14 protein-coding genes, 5 tRNA genes and 1 other RNA gene are annotated in these 18361 nt (G+C 44.5%); 15 read left to right on the top strand and 5 right to left on the bottom strand.

The window, feature by feature from the left end; genetic code table 11:
• On the top strand, window positions 1-903 hold the full coding sequence (locus tag ACHZBG_RS08945) for an aldo/keto reductase (RefSeq protein ID WP_320129105.1): 903 nt from the start codon (window positions 1-3) through the stop codon (window positions 901-903).
• Between the two features lie 2 nt (window positions 904-905).
• On the top strand, window positions 906-1505 hold the full coding sequence (locus ACHZBG_RS08940) for a YigZ family protein (RefSeq protein WP_320129104.1): 600 nt from the start codon (window positions 906-908) through the stop codon (window positions 1503-1505).
• On the opposite strand, the gene ACHZBG_RS08935 is transcribed toward ACHZBG_RS08940, so the two are convergent.
• Entirely contained in the window at window positions 1492-2889 is a 1398-nt protein-coding gene (locus ACHZBG_RS08935) for a M28 family peptidase (RefSeq protein ID WP_320129103.1), read from the bottom strand. The genes ACHZBG_RS08940 and ACHZBG_RS08935 overlap by 14 nt on opposite strands.
• A gap of 156 nt (window positions 2890-3045) precedes the next feature.
• Between ACHZBG_RS08935 and ACHZBG_RS08930 the strand changes: the two genes are divergently transcribed.
• From ACHZBG_RS08930 to ACHZBG_RS08885, 10 genes are all read left to right on the top strand, one after another.
• Window positions 3046-3130 (top strand) — tRNA-Ser (locus ACHZBG_RS08930).
• Window positions 3131-3172: 42 nt separating this feature from the next.
• A tRNA-Ser gene (locus ACHZBG_RS08925) sits at window positions 3173-3259 on the top strand.
• Between the two features lie 22 nt (window positions 3260-3281).
• Window positions 3282-3355 (top strand) — tRNA-Arg (locus ACHZBG_RS08920).
• A 27-nt stretch (window positions 3356-3382) separates the two neighbouring features.
• Window positions 3383-3470: transfer RNA gene (locus ACHZBG_RS08915), tRNA-Ser, on the top strand.
• A gap of 43 nt (window positions 3471-3513) precedes the next feature.
• A tRNA-Ser gene (locus ACHZBG_RS08910) sits at window positions 3514-3598 on the top strand.
• 15 nt (window positions 3599-3613) lie between these two features.
• Window positions 3614-3712, top strand: an RNA gene (ffs, locus tag ACHZBG_RS08905) — signal recognition particle sRNA small type.
• A gap of 116 nt (window positions 3713-3828) precedes the next feature.
• Window positions 3829-5478 (top strand): DNA polymerase III subunit gamma/tau, encoded by a 1650-nt coding sequence (gene dnaX, locus ACHZBG_RS08900; RefSeq protein WP_320129102.1) that lies wholly within the window; start codon window positions 3829-3831, stop codon window positions 5476-5478.
• A gap of 30 nt (window positions 5479-5508) precedes the next feature.
• The gene (locus ACHZBG_RS08895) at window positions 5509-5826 is read left to right on the top strand and encodes a YbaB/EbfC family nucleoid-associated protein (protein ID WP_320129101.1); all 318 of its coding nucleotides are present in this window, start codon (window positions 5509-5511) and stop codon (window positions 5824-5826) included.
• Window positions 5827-5828: 2 nt separating this feature from the next.
• Window positions 5829-6419 (top strand): recombination mediator RecR, encoded by a 591-nt coding sequence (gene recR, locus ACHZBG_RS08890; protein ID WP_320129100.1) that lies wholly within the window; start codon window positions 5829-5831, stop codon window positions 6417-6419.
• Window positions 6420-7107: 688 nt separating this feature from the next.
• On the top strand, window positions 7108-9243 hold the full coding sequence (locus ACHZBG_RS08885; protein WP_320129099.1) for an alpha/beta hydrolase: 2136 nt from the start codon (window positions 7108-7110) through the stop codon (window positions 9241-9243).
• A 128-nt stretch (window positions 9244-9371) separates the two neighbouring features.
• Here ACHZBG_RS08885 and ACHZBG_RS08880 read toward each other — a convergent pair whose 3' ends face one another.
• From ACHZBG_RS08880 to ACHZBG_RS08865, 4 genes are all read right to left on the bottom strand, one after another.
• Window positions 9372-9995, bottom strand: coding sequence for a cytidylate kinase-like family protein (locus ACHZBG_RS08880; protein ID WP_320129098.1), 624 nt, complete (start codon window positions 9993-9995; stop codon window positions 9372-9374).
• Between the two features lie 374 nt (window positions 9996-10369).
• Window positions 10370-11119 carry a TerB family tellurite resistance protein gene (locus tag ACHZBG_RS08875; RefSeq protein ID WP_320129097.1) on the bottom strand — a complete coding sequence of 250 codons (750 nt, stop codon included), beginning with the start codon at window positions 11117-11119 and terminating at the stop codon, window positions 10370-10372.
• Window positions 11120-11166: 47 nt separating this feature from the next.
• Window positions 11167-12591, bottom strand: coding sequence for a trehalase family glycosidase (locus tag ACHZBG_RS08870; RefSeq protein WP_320129096.1), 1425 nt, complete (start codon window positions 12589-12591; stop codon window positions 11167-11169).
• A gap of 279 nt (window positions 12592-12870) precedes the next feature.
• Window positions 12871-13803: a diacylglycerol kinase family lipid kinase gene (locus tag ACHZBG_RS08865; protein ID WP_320129095.1), complete on the bottom strand. Its 933-nt coding sequence runs from the start codon at window positions 13801-13803 to the stop codon at window positions 12871-12873.
• Between the two features lie 67 nt (window positions 13804-13870).
• Between ACHZBG_RS08865 and ACHZBG_RS08860 the strand changes: the two genes are divergently transcribed.
• From ACHZBG_RS08860 to nagA, 3 genes are read left to right on the top strand one after another with little or no spacing between them, the layout of a single operon-like run.
• A complete protein-coding gene (locus tag ACHZBG_RS08860) occupies window positions 13871-15745 on the top strand; it encodes a YgiQ family radical SAM protein (RefSeq protein ID WP_320129094.1) in 1875 nt (624 codons plus the stop codon).
• Complete coding sequence (locus ACHZBG_RS08855) at window positions 15742-17112, top strand: MATE family efflux transporter (protein ID WP_320129093.1); 1371 nt, start codon at window positions 15742-15744, stop codon at window positions 17110-17112. The genes ACHZBG_RS08860 and ACHZBG_RS08855 overlap by 4 nt, the downstream gene beginning before the upstream one ends.
• Window positions 17113-17154: 42 nt before the next feature.
• Window positions 17155-18339 carry an N-acetylglucosamine-6-phosphate deacetylase gene (gene nagA / locus ACHZBG_RS08850; protein WP_320129092.1) on the top strand — a complete coding sequence of 395 codons (1185 nt, stop codon included), beginning with the start codon at window positions 17155-17157 and terminating at the stop codon, window positions 18337-18339.
• The last annotated feature ends 22 nt before the right edge of the window (window positions 18340-18361 follow it).

The raw sequence follows: 18361 nt of genomic DNA, 5'->3' as shown, positions 1-18361 counted from the left end.
TTGGGATGTTGGCAGTTTGGTGGCTCGTTCGGATTCTGGGAAAACCAGGATCGCTCGGACTCAATAAAACTCCTGCATTATGCACTTCGCTCAGGAATTCGTCATTTTGATACCGCCCAGGGATATGGAAACGGAGAAAGCGAACAATTTACAGGACAACAGTTAAAGCGATTTTCCAAGAGCATTGGACGGGAAGAACTGACCCTTGCCACTAAGATCCTTGCAAAAAATGGTCCCATGGTTCGCAAGGATGTCGAGACAAGTCTCAGGCGATTGTGTACGGACTATATCGACATCCTGTATCTGCATTGGCCAAGCAGCACTGTATCGATACCCCCGGTTCTCGATGCCTTGGCCGAGCTGGCAGAAACTGATCTGGTCCGATCTATCGGGGTAAGTAATTTCCCCCTTGCATTGTTACGATCCTATGGGGACTATCCAATAAAATACCTGCAGATGCCCTGCAATCTACTTTGGATACATGATATCCAAGAAACCCAGCGATACTGCAAGGAACATTCAATACAAACAGTCGGGTACAGTCCCTTGGGCCTGGGCATCTTGAATGGCAACCATGCCTTGGCCCCGGAAGATGGAAGGAAAAACCTGTATTGCTATTCACAGCAATCCTATGGCGCATTCAAGGCACTATACGGGAGCCTGGAGGACTTGAGCGGCAAGAAACAATGCTCGATCGCCCAGATTTCCCTTGCCTGGGCATTTGCCCAAGGGTTCGACCACCTTCTTCTTGGTGCCAGGACCAAATTTCAACTGCAACAAAACATAGCCAGCAAAGATATAAATCTATCCGCTTTCCAACTGCAAGAATTGACGAAACTTGCCCAAGAATTAGCTTTATCCGTCCCAAAATCCCAAGATAATATATTCAATCATAGGTGGTAACCATGTATATTCCCCTGGGAAAGGCCCAAGCTTGCCTGGAAGTAAAGAAGTCTCGATTCATCGCCCTGGCTATCCCTTGCCAGAATCTGGCAGAGGTGAAAAAATTGGTATCCGAGACAAAAAGCATACATCCTGAGTCTTCCCATGTCGTCCATGCAGCGGTCGTAGGCCCCAACGGAGACGAGTTTAGTTGTAGTGATGACCATGAACCCAAGAATACTGCAGGACGGCCTATCCTGGAGGTCCTCAAGGGCAGTAACGTAACCAATGTCGCAATACTGGTCATCAGGTATTTTGGAGGAACCTTGCTGGGAACAGGAGGATTGGTAAAAGCTTATGGCGAAAGTGCCAAGCAGGTTTTGGAACTTTTGCAAACAGAAGAGTTGGTCGAGAAATGCTCATTCTTTCTTTCGACTTCCTACGATTTGTATGAACCTCTGAAAAAAAATCTGATAGCCTGTGAGGCAACCATTGCAAAGGAAGGTTTTGAAAGTGCCGTTACTATTTCAGGATCTCTCCCCGTTGCAAGAAAAACTGAGATACAGAACCTGATAACAGAAACTTCCAATGGCCGAAATCAGATAGTCTTCAGCGAAGGGTAAAGGACTTGAACCGTAGTTCAGGAAACTTTTCCTCAACTGCAGGCTCCGAAGCAGGTTCCTTTTCATACAACATATCTGTCTCTACCAATTCAACCAGACGAATCGCAATGGATAGGGCTTGTTCAATCGCATCCGGTTCAATGGCAGCAACTACATCATCCTTGGTATGGTAGACAGCCGGCCGGGAAGTATCATCCCAAGCCACGGCGGTCAAGGAGCAGGCCTCCAGTCCTGACCTGGACGCTTCGGCGGCATCGGTACCACCAGCCAGGAAAGGAATGCTCTGGCTGGTCGCCTCGTAGCCCATCGATTTCGCAATAAGGACGCACCGGCGGGCAAGACGAGAGGAAAGAGGTTGGGTTCCATTGATATCCCGTTCCAGAAACGTCAATTCCCCTGCATAGTACGGACAGTCAAAATTCAAGAGCAGTCCATCTTTGCACAAGAGTTCGTTTTCCCGGAACCAGACTCGCGATCCTTTGAGACCGACCTCCTCACCGTCAAAGGAAGCAAAGACAAGACGAGTATGATCAAGACCTTGCCCGCATCGTTTTTTCCAGTCAAAAAACCGGGCAAGTTCCACGCCCATGCAACTTGAAACCAAATTGTCCCCGGCCCCCGGCGATCCCTCAAAAGTAACAAACCCCCACAAAGAAAGCACAAAGGGAAAACAAAGGGTAAGCACTACATTGAGTATAAGGCAAGGAACAGGTGGAAGATTCACAGAAAAGAATCTCCCGGTAAAAAGTTCCGTAAACAGCTGGGTCAGGGAAGCAACGCAAAGCAACAGGAACAACATCAAGGGCAAAAGTACTTTCTTTGCATAGGTCAGCTTGTCCAAGGGGTTATACTTATAGAGACGGGCACTGTCATGATGTCCAGAAAAAAGTACTGTATGCAAAACCTCGCCTTGCGGTTCTATTACCCCATGGACATTGGCTCCTGTCGCCTTAGGGGTATATTTCTCAGCCACTGGTTTGAAAAAGATAAACTCCCTGAGGACATACAAAAGGAATAGGCAAAGAATACAGGTGGCAAGAAACGGAAGACCAACCAAAAGAAGAACCAAGGCAAGGGGATAGATGACTACCAATACCTTGAGCCAAAGGGTATAGCCTAGATTATACAAGGGAAATTCCTTGTATTCGGTAGTATCGCAATACTGCTTGAACTCTTTTTCCAATTCAGCGGCAGTCTCTCTGGTCTGTTCACTCCCCGCTATCCTGGGTCCAAAGGAATTTATTAGCTTGTCAGTCAATTCAAGGGCAAGGGTAGCCAGACGACCAGCTTTCAAGGTTTCAATTTTTTCATGTCTTGCCTGGTCAGTTTCTTTGACCAATGGGGGCTTTTTTTGTTGTTTTCTATTGAAAAGGGAGAAACTCATAAAAAATATGATGACGAGATACAACACAACTGTCAAGAAATGCCCTTTAGTTCCCAACCTCCTTGACAAAAACTAGGTCACTCAATATAGTGAGAATCCGATTGGTAGCAAAGCGACCAGAGAATTATATGGCATTTTCGCTATGTTTTTTTTAATGGAGAGATGTCCGAGCGGTCGAAGGAGGCAGTCTTGAAAACTGTTGAGGCGCAAGTCTCCGAGGGTTCGAATCCCCCTCTCTCCGTTCTTTCATCTGTTTTGCATTGATCATATTGTCTGTAACCTTGGAGAGGTGCGAGAGCGGTCGAATCGGGCTCCCTGCTAAGGAGTTGACCTGGTAACGGGTCCGGGGGTTCGAATCCCCCCTTCTCCGATTTTGTTTTTTTACATGTATTGAGACCATAGCTCAGCTGGATAGAGCGTCAGTTTGCGGAACTGAGGGTCGAAGGTTCAAATCCTTTTGGTCTCATTGTTTGAGTAACGGTTGTTATCACCTGGAGAGATGTCCGAGTGGTCGAAGGAGACGGACTCGAAATCCGTTGTACCGTCTGACGGTACCGAGGGTTCGAATCCCTCTCTCTCCGATTTACTTGGATTCTTTTTTGGTTTACCGTTTTGTTCGTCCTTGGAGAGGTGTCCGAGTGGTCGATGGTGCACGCTTGGAAGGCGTGTGTGTTGAAAGGCACCGGGGGTTCGAATCCCCCCCTCTCCGTATTTTGTTCCCAGTCAACAGATTCTGTGCTATGTGCATTCACCCAATCCCGTCAGGACCGGAAGGTAGCAGCGGTAAGTGAATTGTACATGAGACATGGGTGATTTGTTGGCTGGGTTTTTTTTCCCCCGGGATCAGCGTGGACACTCCTTTTGGATGCAAGGGCATCGGTACACGTTCAAGCCAAAACATGCTATACTTGATTCGTATTTTTTCCGAAGGGAGTTCCCATGGCTTATGAAGTAACGGCTACCAAAAAACGTCCCCAACTGTTTGACAATCTTGTGGGACAGGAGTTTGTAGTATCGACCATCAAGAATGCAATTGAACAGGGCAGGATTGCCCATGCCTATCTTTTCAGTGGCCCAAGGGGTGTTGGAAAGACCTCTTCAGCCCGTATTCTTGCACGTGCCCTGAACTGTGAAACAGGCCCAACCCCCTATCCTTGCGGAAAATGTTCCAATTGTACCGAAATTACTCGTGGGAACAGCGTGGATGTCATTGAAATCGACGGAGCAAGCAATACCAGCGTCAATGATATACGGCAGATCAAGGACGAAGTCCTGTTTCCCCCGCAAGCCAGCCGGTACAAGATTTATATCATCGATGAAGTCCATATGCTTTCCACCAGTGCATTCAATGCCTTGTTGAAAACCATTGAGGAACCACCGGCATATATCATTTTCATCTTTGCTACGACAGAACCCCAGAAAGTACCGGCTACCATACGTTCCCGTTGCCAGCAATTCCACTTCCGTCTCATAGATCTGGAGACCATCAAGACTTGTCTCAGCGAGGCAGCCAAGGATTTGGAAATCGAGGCAGATGACGATGCACTCTTTTGGATCGCCAAGGAAGCAACAGGCTCCATGCGCGATGCCTATACCTTATTTGACCAGGTAGTGTCCTTTTCCAATGGGCACATCACCCTTGCGCAAATCAGTGACAAGCTTGGACTCGTAGGCCTCGATCAAATCACCAGCGTCGTAGGGAATCTTCTTGACAACAAAGACAAGGAAGCCTTGCTTGCTATCCAAAGTCTTTTGCAAAACGGGGTTTCAATCGAACAATGCATCAAGGATTTCACTCAATATTTCAGAAGCCTTCTTTTGATGAAAGAGGGCATTACAGAAGAATCGATTCTTGGAGTACAAGGTGACAGGATTCCTTCAAAAGTGAGGAATGGTTATTCCAAGGAACAACTCGAGGCAGCGCTGGAACTGTTTCTCAGGCTTTATCGTGATATTCGGTATTCTCTCAATCCTCGCTTCGAACTGGAGTTGGCCGTAAGTCGTCTTGGCTCTCTTCCTTATCTTGCTTCCCCTACCACCTTGCTCAAAAAGCTTGCTGCAATGAAGGAAGACCTGTTGCACGGAACGGTTACCATCCCCACGGAGACTACCCGTATCGAGAAACAGAAGGAAGTGGACCTGCAGATGGACATTACACCTCCCGTTCAAAGGGAAAATGCAAGGCCTGAAAGAGTTGTCATTGAAACTCCGCGCCCCATAGTTCCCGCTCCTGCCCCTGTTGAAATACAAAAACCTGTCGCGCCCCAAAGCCAACGGCCCTTTACCAAGGATGATATCCCCAGCCTTGTCGGAAAGCTTTCCAATACTCCCCTGCTTTCGCAAGTAGCGCAGTCAATCAAAAAAATAGACAATGCCAATAATATACTGGATCTCTCTTTTTCAACTCAATTCTGCAAAAACAAGGCAGAAGAGAATCAGGAAAAATTCGGATCCCTCATCAAGGAAATCTCGGGTTACTCAGGAAAGGTGACGTTCTCCTTTGAAGAGGCTCCCGAGCAGAACCATAGCCAGAACAAAGACCCTATAGTCAATAAGATTGCCTCTGTTTTCCGAGGCGAGCTAACCTAGAAAAACAGATACAAAGAGGAGAAATATATCATGGATATGAATCCGTTCGAACTGATAAAGAATATGAAGGGCATTCAAGAGAATGTTCAAAAGATGCAGGAAAATCTTCCTTCCATTATAGCTACCGGCAGCGCAGGGGCAGGCATGGTTGAAGTTACGATAAATGGAAAATTTGTCGTAACCAGCGTAAAGATTTCTCCCGAAATCGTAGATCCCCAGGATATTTCCACCCTTGAGGTACTCGTGGCCTCTGCCTTCAATTCCGCCTCAAACAAGGTGCAGGAAAAGATTAAGGACGAGGGAATGAAATATGCAGGTGCCTTTGGCAACATGATGCCGCAGGCCTGACGATGACAGCACTGGAAAATCTCGTACAAAACCTGGCCAGGCTCCCGGGAATAGGTCCCAAAAGCGCCTCCCGGCTTGCTTACCACCTCATAAAAACCGACTCAGCCTATAACAAACAGCTGGGTCTGAATATTGCCACCATCCAGGAACAGGTTTTTCCCTGTTCCATCTGCGGAAGCTTCACGGAAGTGGATCCCTGTCCTATTTGTGACGATCCTTCCAGGGATAAAACCCAGTTATGTATCGTCGAGCAACCGCAGGATGTCATCACCTTGCAATCAAGCGGAGCTTTCGATGGACTGTATCATGTACTTGGGGGAGCTATCAGTCCCCTTGATGGGATAGGACCTGAAAACCTGAGTTTTTCCAAGATGCTCAAAAGAATCGCCGAGGGTCATTTCAAGGAAATCATCATTGCGACAAATCCTACCGAGGAAGGCGATACCACAGCTTTGTATATCAGGCATCTTTTGAAAGACAAAAAAGAGTTGAGCATCACTCGACTTGCAAGTGGCTTGCCCATAGGGGGCGATTTGGAATATGCAGACAGGATTACCTTGGCCAGGTCCTTGAAAGGAAGAATTCTATTCTAAAGACAACAATAGTATTTCTGAAGTGTATAGGTAAAAATTCCAATAACTGAAAACCTATCAAATTTGGATAGTATTTGTTGGGCTTTATTTTTGTAAAATTCTAAAACATCCTGTTATACCCTCTATTTTCCGTTTCACTTTTATACTGAGCCTTGCATCATCCTCACACACAACACACTACGTATCTTCTAGGGTAATCAGCCTAAGTACCAAGAACTCCTCTCTTTTTTGTTGTGTCAAACCAATGGGAATAGTTATCAGTGAAACTTTTTTCTTTTCATAACCCTTGTATTTTAATTTTCCCCGTCTAATGAAAAATAATTATAAAAAATTAAGATTGACAACCAGTAAAAAGCATGGGAGACTATTTAAACACTGCGTTAACGTACACGCATACGTAAAAAGGAATCTACACCATGCTATACCGACAAAGACAAACCTGTTTTATTACAAGCTACGATTCGCCTTGATGTTCATACTTTCCTTTACATCAATCGAAACATGACAATCACACTCTTCACTAAGGAAAACCCAAGGCTTTTTTATGTGAAGAAAACACAATCTTTGAGAGAAAATAAATTTTGGATTTCCATACAAAGAAAAAATTCCTTTCAGTAAAGACAATGAAACTATGTGGGGCTTTAAAAAACTCATTCGTACCAAGAAAAATAAATTCGGAGGTTTCGTTATGACAGATAAGTCAAAGAAATTGACTTTCAGTACAATGGAAGGATGTAAAAAAATCCTTGCCATATTAGTCGCAATCATCTTGCTCAGTAGCTTTTTTGCCTACATGCTTGCTAGTGATTGGGGTAAGCTCAAAATAAACGATATTTCGTTTGATTCAAGAGGTTCTGTCATGCAGGCGACCCTCTATACACCGAGAATAGTATCGGTTGATGATAAATTGCCGGCAATTCTTGTTACCCATGGAATGAGTTGTACGAAAAGTACGGTCAACGGTATAGCAGAAGAATTCGCTCGCCGTGGATTTGTAGTTTTGAGCGTGTCCGCATATGGGGCTGGAACCTCGGAAACACTCAACGGAAGTGACCCTACAGGAGGTATCTATGATGCCTTGAACTATATGAGGACGTTACAGTACGTTGATACAACCCGTATAGCTCTTATAGGTCATTCCCAAGGGTCCCAACGCATTGCTGCCGTTGCTGACCAAGATTGCAGCCCATTCACACTCAATGACCTAATGATCAATGTACTTCATGATACTTTCGGACAAGAATTCACCTATGAGGAAATTTCTTTGGATGCAGACAAGCTAGCCAAAGATCGCTTATCGAAAGATCAGTTGGTATATTACGATGCGCTTAAAGTTGAAAAAGAAAAGTATCTGGATAATACAGTCTATGCCATTCTTGTTTTGGGTGGAAACTGGGGCTTGAATGAAAAGAAAGTAATGGTAGGCGGTTATGAAGTTACCCGTGTACCAAACTGCAATGCCTGTTGGCAAATTGCACTTTTCAATGAAGGAAGGGCAGGAACAGGACAAAAGAATCTTACAAATGAAAGTATGCTTGAACGTTTCCAAGTTACCGATGCCATCAAGAAAGATACCTGGTACCAAGTAAAGACCTATACAAATGAAACCAGACCAACCAGTGCTGTCTTGGGAACGATCAACGATACTTCCGTGGCAACAAACACCACTCTCCAGACGGCACTCAAAAATCGTTCCACACGTATATTCTTCACGACTTTCAACTCTCATGCCCGTGATTATTTCAGTAGGGATGCGGCTTCCCACATGGTTCAATACTTTGAACAAGCCTTATCGTATAATCGTGGTGAAATGACGGATGCTACGACAGTTCCACTTGAAGCCTCAAATATCCATTTCATGTTCAGGGAGTTTCTCAACCTGATTGCATTTATTTCAATGTGTCTTGCACTCGTGGCATTTTCTGGAATTCTTATGAGAACCAAATATTTTGCTCCCTGTAAGCAAGAAACTTGTGAACCTTTCGTCAGTAAGAAAAACAGTGTTTTTTGGATAATTTCTTTGATCTATATCCTGATTGCCTTTCTCGCAATTCGCTTTGTCACCCAGAATGGCCCCGCTCTCGGATTCAAATCCATATGGGTGAAAAAGTTCTGGTCAATGGACTTTACTGCTGATATCCATATTGTCTTTATGTGGTTGATTGCTATCGGATCATTCGTATTGCTCACTATCTTTACGGTATACAACTACAAGAAAAAGAATCTCAATATACCGAAAGAGCTCAGGCTTATTACCAAGCCCCAAATCGTATTGAAGTATGTGCTTATGGCTGCAATCTTGTTTTTAGGTGCCTATATCTCTCTGGCAACCATCAAATACCTATTCCATCAGGATTATAGATTCTGGGATACGGGCGTAAAGGACATGCCTCCTCAGTACTTTATGCTATGCTTACGATATGCAATCCTTATTTTGCCGACTTTTATTATTGGCGGTCTCTTTGTGAATGCAGGCAGAATGAAGGATATGAGCGATGGATGGAATACCGTATTGCAGATGGTTCTCTCCTGTCTTGGCCTCTATATAGCCTGTTTCATCAGCTACGGAGCTTGCTATATTACCTATTGGCAGACAGGCGTCGGAATTATGCCTTCAATGGCACTCATTTCGACTTGGCCAATGCTCATCAACATTCCATTATTTGCCTTGCTTGGACGGAAGTTCTACACGCAAACAGGTAGTATCTGGCTTGGTGCTTTAGTCAATACAGCAATTGCTTGTTGGATGATTTGCAGTGCACAGTCATCAACTACATTCTATTTGCTTGGAAGTTTTTCTGCAAAATGGTTGGGAATATTTTAGTTACCTGGAATTAATCCTCCACCGATAAAACCGGTGATTTTTAGAGGGTCCCTACAAAGGGCCCTCTATCAATTAATATACCTTTTAAGCAATCTTGGCCCTATCAGGCCTCAGTCAACTATTGTTTTTCACAAAGAATTCAATTCGCCGTGGTTCACATCCTCGAATTTATCCCTGATGATATCGGCAAGTCGCATGGCCGTCTGGGTGACTCCCAGAACACTACTATCCACCAGGATGTGATTATGCCTGAGGTCTGAAGGAAGATACCCTGCGTAATGCATATGATAGGCATCACGAGCCTTGTCGACAGCGACAATTTCCTTCTTTGCTTCCTTGGGATCCATGTATAAGTAATCAACGCAGTTTTTCAACCGTTCCTCATAGGGTGCATAGATATAGATACTGAATACATTCTTCTTGTCCTTCAGGACAAATTCGGAACATCGACCGACAATAATGCAACTTTCTCTCTCGGCTAAATCCAATATAAGATTCTTTTGAACCTCAAAGATTTCATCCTGTTCTTGATTCGTTACATTTCCCAAGGGGAAGCGTCTGGAAAAATAAGTGCCCCCGGCAGCCTCCTCCCTGTCACTGATTACGGATACAGGAAGGGAAAGTCGATGCGAAACGGTGTCTATGATATCCCTGTCATAATACTCAACACCAAGATTAACCGCCATTTGTTCTGCAATCGTGCGCCCAAGGCTTCCGAACTGCCTATTTAGGGTAACTACGTAGTTTTCCATGCGTTTTCTCCTTAAGCCTATGGGAAGCTCTCTCTTGAATGCATTATCCATACAGCCAAGCACCACCAACCTATTTACAGGGTTCATCATCATCCCAATCTTTTATCAAAGTATAATCCAGCATTTTTATCTATGAGAAGACAAGCACCTCCCCTTCCCTGCAATTCAGCATTTTTCTTCTGCAAGAAGCATTTTTATTGATGTGATTCCAAGGCAACTAAATTAAGGAAAAAAGGAGGGTCTAAAAAATTTGCAATTGATTGTCCAAAAAAATATAAAACAGCTTCCAAGCAAATCAAAATATTACCACCAGTCTACAGAAAAAAAAGCCCCAACGATTAATTGGAGCTCTCTTGCAAAGAAAATAAGTATACCTATTTAATTCCGCGTTCTTTCTTAATTGTTTCGTAGGCTTCCTGGATTTCCCTGAACTTTGTCGTGGCATGGGCCAAAAATTCATCACCCATACCTTTTGTTGCCAAAGTATCTGGATGAAATTCAATGCTCATTTTTCGGTAAGCCTTCTTTATTTCTTCGTCGGTAGCGTTAACGGTAAGATTAAGCACCGCATACGCATGCTCTGATGTCGAGCATCCACCATATTTTTTGCAAAGGGAATCGACAAAGTAGGAAGGAATATGGAAAATCGAGGCACCCTTGCGAATCATGTCCTCCTCAGCCTTATTGACTACGCCATCAGCAGCAGCAACCCGGTAGAAGATATCGATCATAAGTTGGAGAATATTCGGGGCATGGGAAAAATTTTCATAGAACTGGGTGGCAAATTGTTCAAAGGTCCCGCCACCAGTTACAGCGGCATTGAAGACCCGCATGGCTGCATCATGTTCACGCTGGCCAAGGTTCAGGTCATTTCTTATAAATTCCTCGACCTTCTGTTGCTCACTTCCGGTCACCCTTCCATCGACAGAGGCAAGACGAGCAAGCATGGAAAAGGCTCCGACAAAGAAAATCATCTGGGATTGATCCTGGGCAGAATTGAAAATTCCTATACCATCTTGGTAGGGATTGTTTTGTTGCGAGGTTCCTGGAGGAAACTCACCAGCTTTGTCAAACATATGCCCAAAGGCAATTCCTGCAATCATTCCGAGGGGTCCACCAAACATGAACCCCAAAGTTCCTCCGAAGAGTTTTCCAAGCCATGCCATATTTATTACAACTTATCTATGAGCATCGAGCATTTACCTGAAGGAATGGGCAGTGTCTTCTTCTTGTTTTCGCTAAGGATCTCAATAGTAAAATAGTAGAGTTTTTCAGACTCGAGGCGAATTTCCCAGCCACGTTCAGTTTTGTTGCTGAGAATGGTAATCATATTTCTCTTGAGGGATAAATTCTCTATACCCATTGCCTCAAGGGAAGGCATAGTCCAATTCACTGTTTTGCGAGGCAAGGAAATATCCAGGCCGATGATATTCTCGATCATCAGGGTAATGGTAACCAAACCGGCATAGGGCATCAGACGTTTGCGTGGAAAATCTTCAATTTCAGTAGTAGTGGAAAAACCTTCCTTGTTTGGAAGATACGCTTCCCAGACATCCCCGATTGTATCTGCATCAGGATGCAAGGTATCAAGCAGGTAATACATATGACGAATCGCACATTCCCTGGCAAAGACAAACTCGTTGTAGTGCTCAAGCCCTTTGATTACCATAAAGGTATTTACAGGAAGCACACCACCACAGAATCCATTTCCACCTTCACTAAAAGCAGGGGAGGAAGCAGGAACTCCGGGAAAAGGATTGTCTGTTCCGAATTCCAAGGGATCATGCAAGTTTTCAATCAACGAAGCAGCACGCTCATCATTGGGAATTTCCGCAAGCAACGTCCAATAGGCTCCGATGAATTTGTTGTAAACCCGATTCTCCTTGATATCCAAGTCATAATAAAACTTCGTTTCAGGGTCCCACATCAAGGAATTGATTCTGGTCTTCAAGGAGAAATAAATTCTTTTATACCTAAAACTTAATTCCTTATCATTGAGAATGTCCCCGATTGCCGACATATAGAGGGCATTTACCGCCAATTGGGCATTGAAATCAAGAGGATAATATACATGTTCCCTTGGAATATTCCCACTTTGGCAAGCAGACAGGGGAACAGAGAACAAGCCATTCGGTTTCTGGAAATTTGCTTGCATCCAGGAAAAATACTTCTCAAGGATGGGCACGATTTCCTTCAATCGCTTCTTATTTCCGATTTTATGATAAAACCCATATTCCACATATGCAAACAACGGAGGAGAAATTCCTTCTGGATTGGAAGCTGTAAAAACAGCTTTTCCGTCCTCAATGGAATACTCACCTCGTATCGCTCCATTCGCTTCTTGTTTCTGATAAAAATAGTCCAGCAAAGGGAACGGAGAATTGTTCTGGTTGCTATATACAAGAAACAAAGCTGAGAAGCATGATAAATACTGGTTGAATGTGGTTTGGCCAGGATATGCTAAATAGGATCCTGAGAACCCATTTTCTTCTGTTCCTAGCTTCCAAAGTTCGTCAATCCATACCCAAGACCTGTCATACATATCAACAAAATCTTGGTCATAAAAATGTACGAACGGTACCAAATCCTTAATCAAAGTGGAGACTCCTTGCTATCGTAGGTCAAAAACAGGTAAAACTACATAAGACGCGCATTATCTAGAATATACTCTCTTCTGTTGGAAGTCAATCGGATTCATTATTTGAAACAGAAAGCATTCTTTCATTAAAACCAAAATCTATGTTTTTTCCATTATTACATTAATCGTTTATAAAATAGTAAATTATAGCGTAAAAAGAAAGAAAAAAAATTACTGGAAACATAATTTTTCATAATATATAAAACCATCTCCATTCTAGACATAGCTTTCCTTTCCTTACGAAATAAACACAGGAAGGCTTTTAGGGAACAATTCAGCAGAAAAAGATATGCAAGACTGGGAAATCTCCTCTCCATCCACATGTACCGGCATTGGATTGTTTTGGGAAACCACGGTTACTCTTTTTCCCCTGATTACGGAAAAAATAGGAAGTTTCACTTGGGTTCCCTTGAAAAATCGCAAGGCAATGGGAATTAAATGACTGCTTTTTATCGGTTGATTCGCATATACGATGTCAAAATATCCATCATCCAGAATTGCTCCCGGCCCCATGATAAAAGCAGATCCCATGCGCTTTCCATTACAGATGCTTATTTGTTGGGTATCAAGCACGATTTCCTTCCCATCCACTGTCATCAGTATGTGATAGGGACGAGGATAATGAATCAGAATCTTGATCATGGCAAATACATAGCTCAAGGACCCTGAGACATGCTTGAAGGCGCTGGCCGTAAAATTCACCAAGGGTTCAAAGCCCACTCCCTCTCCATTGACAAAATATTTACCTTCAGGATACAGACCGCCAATCGAAAAACCTGTATCGATACGCCTTATCTTACCCTCCATGATTGCCTTGCAAGCTTTTTCTATGGTTACGGGAAGTTGCAGCGCCCATGCAAAATCATTGCCCCTTCCTATGGGAATGACTCCCATCGTCGGACATTCAATTCCTTTTTCGGCCACTGCCTTGAGCAAACCATTGGCAACTTCATTGACCGTGCCATCGCCGCCTGCAGCAATAACAATAGGGTGTCCCGAAAGGGCTGCCTGGTAAGCCAGGTCAGTGGCTTCAAGCTTCCTTGTAGTAAGGATTATGGTACTGGTAAAACCACCTTTTGAAAAACAATCAACAATCTCTTGACGATGGTCCCTTGCCTTGCCTTTTGCAGCATGGGGATTCAGGATTACATAGAGGTTTTCGTTTACCATAATCAGCTCCTTTCGTAGTAAAAACTAGCCTATTTACACCCTGAACGCAATAGCCTATCATGGGCCTGTGAATACGCTTCAATCAAGAGATTCCTTTCTTCCAACTTCTCTGGAAGATATGAAAAAACGTGGATGGGAACAGTTGGACATCGCTTTTATTTCTGCGGATGCCTATGTCGATCACCCTTCCTTCGGCACAGCCTTGTTAGCTCGACTTTTAGAGAGCAAAGGCTATCGTGTAGGGATTATAGCACAACCCAAATGGAACTCAACCGAAGATTTTCTAAAAATGGGAAAACCACGACTTTGTGCCATGATCAGCGGGGGAAATATCGATAGTATGGTATCCCGCTATACTGCAAACGGAAAACCTCGTAGTGAAGATGAATACAGCCCTGGCGGAAAGGCTGGATTCCGTCCCGACCATGCAACCCTGGTCTATTCCTCAAAAGCCAAACAGGCTTATGGAAAAGAGATCCCGGTTATCATTGGCGGCTTGGAAGCCTCTCTCAGGAGAATGAGTCATTATGATTTTTGGGCGGATATCGTTCGCAAACCCATTATCCTTGATGCCAAGGCCGACCTTCTTATCTATGGGATGGGCGAGTTGCAAACAATAGAGATAGTCAAAAGACTTGACCAGGGCGAAGCCATCAAGGAGATGACTGATATCAGGGGGACTGTCTTCGCTACCTCCCCAAAGGGTCTTGCTGAAATAGGAACCCAATACCCTATATGTTCATTGCCTTCCTTTGAAGAAGTAAGCGAACGCGACAAGAAGTCAAATATCCCGACCGAGTCAGGAAAAAAAGCCTATGCCTTGGCTTTCCAGACAAAACTTCTGCATGAGAACCCCATGAACGGAGAACGACTGGTCCAAGGATGCATGGATCGTTTTGTTGTGCAAAACCCTCCCCAGAGACCTTTGACCACAAAGGAATTCGATGAAATCTATTCCTACCCCTATACCATGGATGCCCATCCTGATTACAACGAAGCAGGGGGAATCCCCGCCCTTACGGAAATACAGTTTTCCCTTACAAGCAATCGTGGTTGCTTTGGATCCTGCTCTTTTTGTGCAATTACCAGCCACCAGGGAAGAATGATTCAGGTCAGGAGTAAGGAATCCTTGGTCCTGGAAGCCAAAAAAATGAGCAAACACCCCTCCTTCAAGGGATATATACACGACTTGGGGGGCCCTACCGCCAATTTCCAGGGTCTGGCTTGCGATAAACAGGAGACCTTCGGCCCTTGTCCCCAAAAACAATGCCTCTGGCCAAAGCCTTGTTCGAATCTCAAGGATTCTCACCGCAGGTATCTGGATATTTTGGAAGCGATTGAATCCGTGAATGGAGTAAAAAAAGTTTTCATCCGCTCAGGACTTCGCTACGATTATCTCATGGAAGTCAGTCAGGAACCGGTTCGCAGCCAGTTCATGAATCATTTGGTCACTCATAATATCAGCGGGCAACTCAAGGTTGCTCCGGAACATGTAGATCCCAAGGTACTCGATGCCATGGGAAAACCGACTGTAGACATCTATGACAGGTTTTGCGAAGCCTATGAAGCAACCAACAAAGCTGTAGGGAAAAAACAATACCTCATCCCCTATTTTATTGCAGCCCATCCCGGGAGTACCCTGGACAGCGCCATTACCCTGGCTTTATATATGCAGAAAAAAGGATTTGTCCCTGACCAGGTACAGGAATTCTACCCTACCCCGGGAACTGTATCGACTTGTATGTATTATACAGGGCTTGATCCAAGACCAGGCAAGGATTTCTGCTCCATCTATATTCCCAAAGGACGTGAACGCCATTTGCAACGTGCACTCTTGCAATTCAATAAACCGGAAAATAGGGCTCTTGTAATGGAAGCATTGCAAAAAGCCGGTCGCAAAGATCTTTCAAGATCACTTTTAAATACTAGGTACAGAACATGAAAATCCTGATGGACCAACGGAAAGATTTTTTCAAAAAAACCCTTTCCATCGCCCTTCCCGTAATGATACAGAATTTACTCTCCAACTCCCTTTCCTTCGTAGACACCCTGATGATAGGGCAACTCGGTGAACAGTCAATCGCTGCCGTAGGACTGGGCAATCAGATGTTTTTTCTGATCAGTCTTTTATTCTTTGGTATTTCCAGTGGCTCATCCATTTTCCTGTCCCAATACTGGGGATCAAGGAATCTGGATGGAATACAGAAAATTCTGGGATTGTCGCTTACCTTCGCCTTCCTTGGGGCCCTTATTTTTTCCCTTGCTTCCTGTATTGTTCCCCGATCGATAATGCATGTATTTACGTATGACGAGGCTGTTGTTTCCATAGGCGCCACCTATTTGAGAATAGTAGCTTTCAGTTATATCGCTTCTTCCATAAGCCAGATTCTTGCCACGGCCCTACGAGTGATAGGCAAGGCCAAGACACCTCTTGCCGTTGCAGTCATTTCCCTTGCAACCAATGTTTTGGGAAATTATCTATTGATTTTTGGTATCGGACCCTTTCCTGCCCTGGGTGTGGCAGGAGCTGCCCTAGCCACAGCATTCAGCAGAATTCTGGAGACTGTCCTGCTTCTTTTCTTTGTTTACAAAAAATATCCAATGGTTTCAATACAGTCCAAGACTGCCTTCAAATGGAGCAAACCTTTCCTTTCGCGTATTGTACCGACCTGCATGCCGGTAATAGCCAATGAGTTTTTCTGGGCTTTGGGAATGACCGTCTATAAAGTGGCTTACAGTAAAATGGGAGTTGATGCCATTGCCGCGGTCAATGTCACTGAATCAATTGCAAATATGTTTTTCGTGGCAATGATTGGTTTGAGCAATGCCACGGTAATACTCATAGGCATCAAGATCGGGGAACGCAAAGAAGACCTTGCCAGACTTTATGCAAAACGATTCATCCTCATCACCTTCTGTACGGGAATCTTTGCAGGACTCCTGGAGGTCGGATTTGCCCCTACCTTCACCCGTTTATTCAATATTTCCCTTTCGGTACAAACCATGGCATTGTATTGCCTGTATGCAAACGCGGTCCTATTGCCGATAAAAAGCATGAACATGTCAATAATTGTCGGCATACTTCGAGCCGGAGGCGATACTCGTTATTCCATGTTCTCCGAGATGTTCGGAGTCTGGTGCGTGGGGGTTCCCCTGGCCTTCATAGGATCCATGATTTTCCATCTTTCCATATGGAATCTCTATCTGTTGCTTGGCATGGAAGAGGTTTCAAAGTTCATAATAGGATTCCTTAGGGTACACTCCGGGAAATGGATTCACGACCTTACTGAAAAACCTTCATTGACCTAAGAACCATATGCTCGTATATTTTACCATGAAGGAAGGAATATCATGAATTCATGTACAGTACTTACAAATGGAACCTTGATAACGGGCTATACAAAACTGAAAGACTGTGCCCTTTATATACAGGAAGACGGGACAATCGGGGATATCTTCAACATGCGCCGTCTGGAAGAAAAGCATTTTCCACCCGAGACAACGATGATAGATGTAGGTGGAAGCTATATCATACCAGGTTTCATCGATTCCCATATTCATGGAATCGGGGGTTTTGGAACCGAGGATTGTGATAGTGAATCCATTTGCGGAATGAGTGATCGACTTGCCGATTTTGGTGTCACGGCCTTCATGCCAACGGTTTATACCGACAAGATAGACAGGATGATTGCCAGCATAAAGGCAATCGTTGCAGCAATGGGCAAGGAAAAAGGGGCGAAAATCATGGGCGTCAATGTGGAAGGCCCCTTCATCTCCCCCCTCAGGCTTGGCGCCCAGAACCCGGCAGGGGTAATACCAGTTGATCTGGATATCTTCAATCAGTTGATACAGGCAGGCGAGGGAAAGGTCATCTGCATGACCGTTGCCCCAGAATTGAAACATATGCGTGAGTTGGCTTTATTGGCTCGAAAGGAAAATATCGTCCTGCTTGCAGGACATACTGATGCCACATATGAAAACATCATGGAAGGTATGCAATGCGGTATCTTGCATTCCACCCATTTCTTCAATGCCATGAGTCGCCTTCACCACAGAAACCCAGGAACGGTCGGAGCTATTCTTATCCAACGGGATATGCAGTGTGAAATCATCTGCGATGGCGTCCATGTCCACCCTGAATTGGTCAAACTCCTGCTCAGGGAAAAACCCGCGGATAATATTGTCATGATCACCGATGCACTCAAGCCAACAAAACAACGCACAGGGGAATTGACCGCCGATGGCGTCTCCTGCATCCTCAGCCAGGAAGGTGCCTTTGTCAGTAAAAAAGATCCTACCTTGTTCCTTGGTTCAGCCTTGACCATGCTCCAGGGAGTCAAGAACGTCGTAAACTGGGAAATCCCCCTACAACAAGCGGTCCAAATGTCCTCGAGCAATCCTGCCAGGATATATTCTTTCAACAAACAGGGATTGCTTGTCCCCGGTTATAAGGCAGACATCGTCGTTCTGGACCAGAACCTACAGATGAAGGGTTTGTTCATCGATGGAAATCTTATCAGGGATCGTTTTGCCTGAAAGTCACGAAACATTATGGAGG

The organism is uncultured Sphaerochaeta sp., assembly GCF_963676625.2.
Lineage (GTDB): Bacteria > Spirochaetota > Spirochaetia > Sphaerochaetales > Sphaerochaetaceae > Sphaerochaeta.
This window is presented reverse-complemented; position numbering and strand designations above follow the sequence as displayed.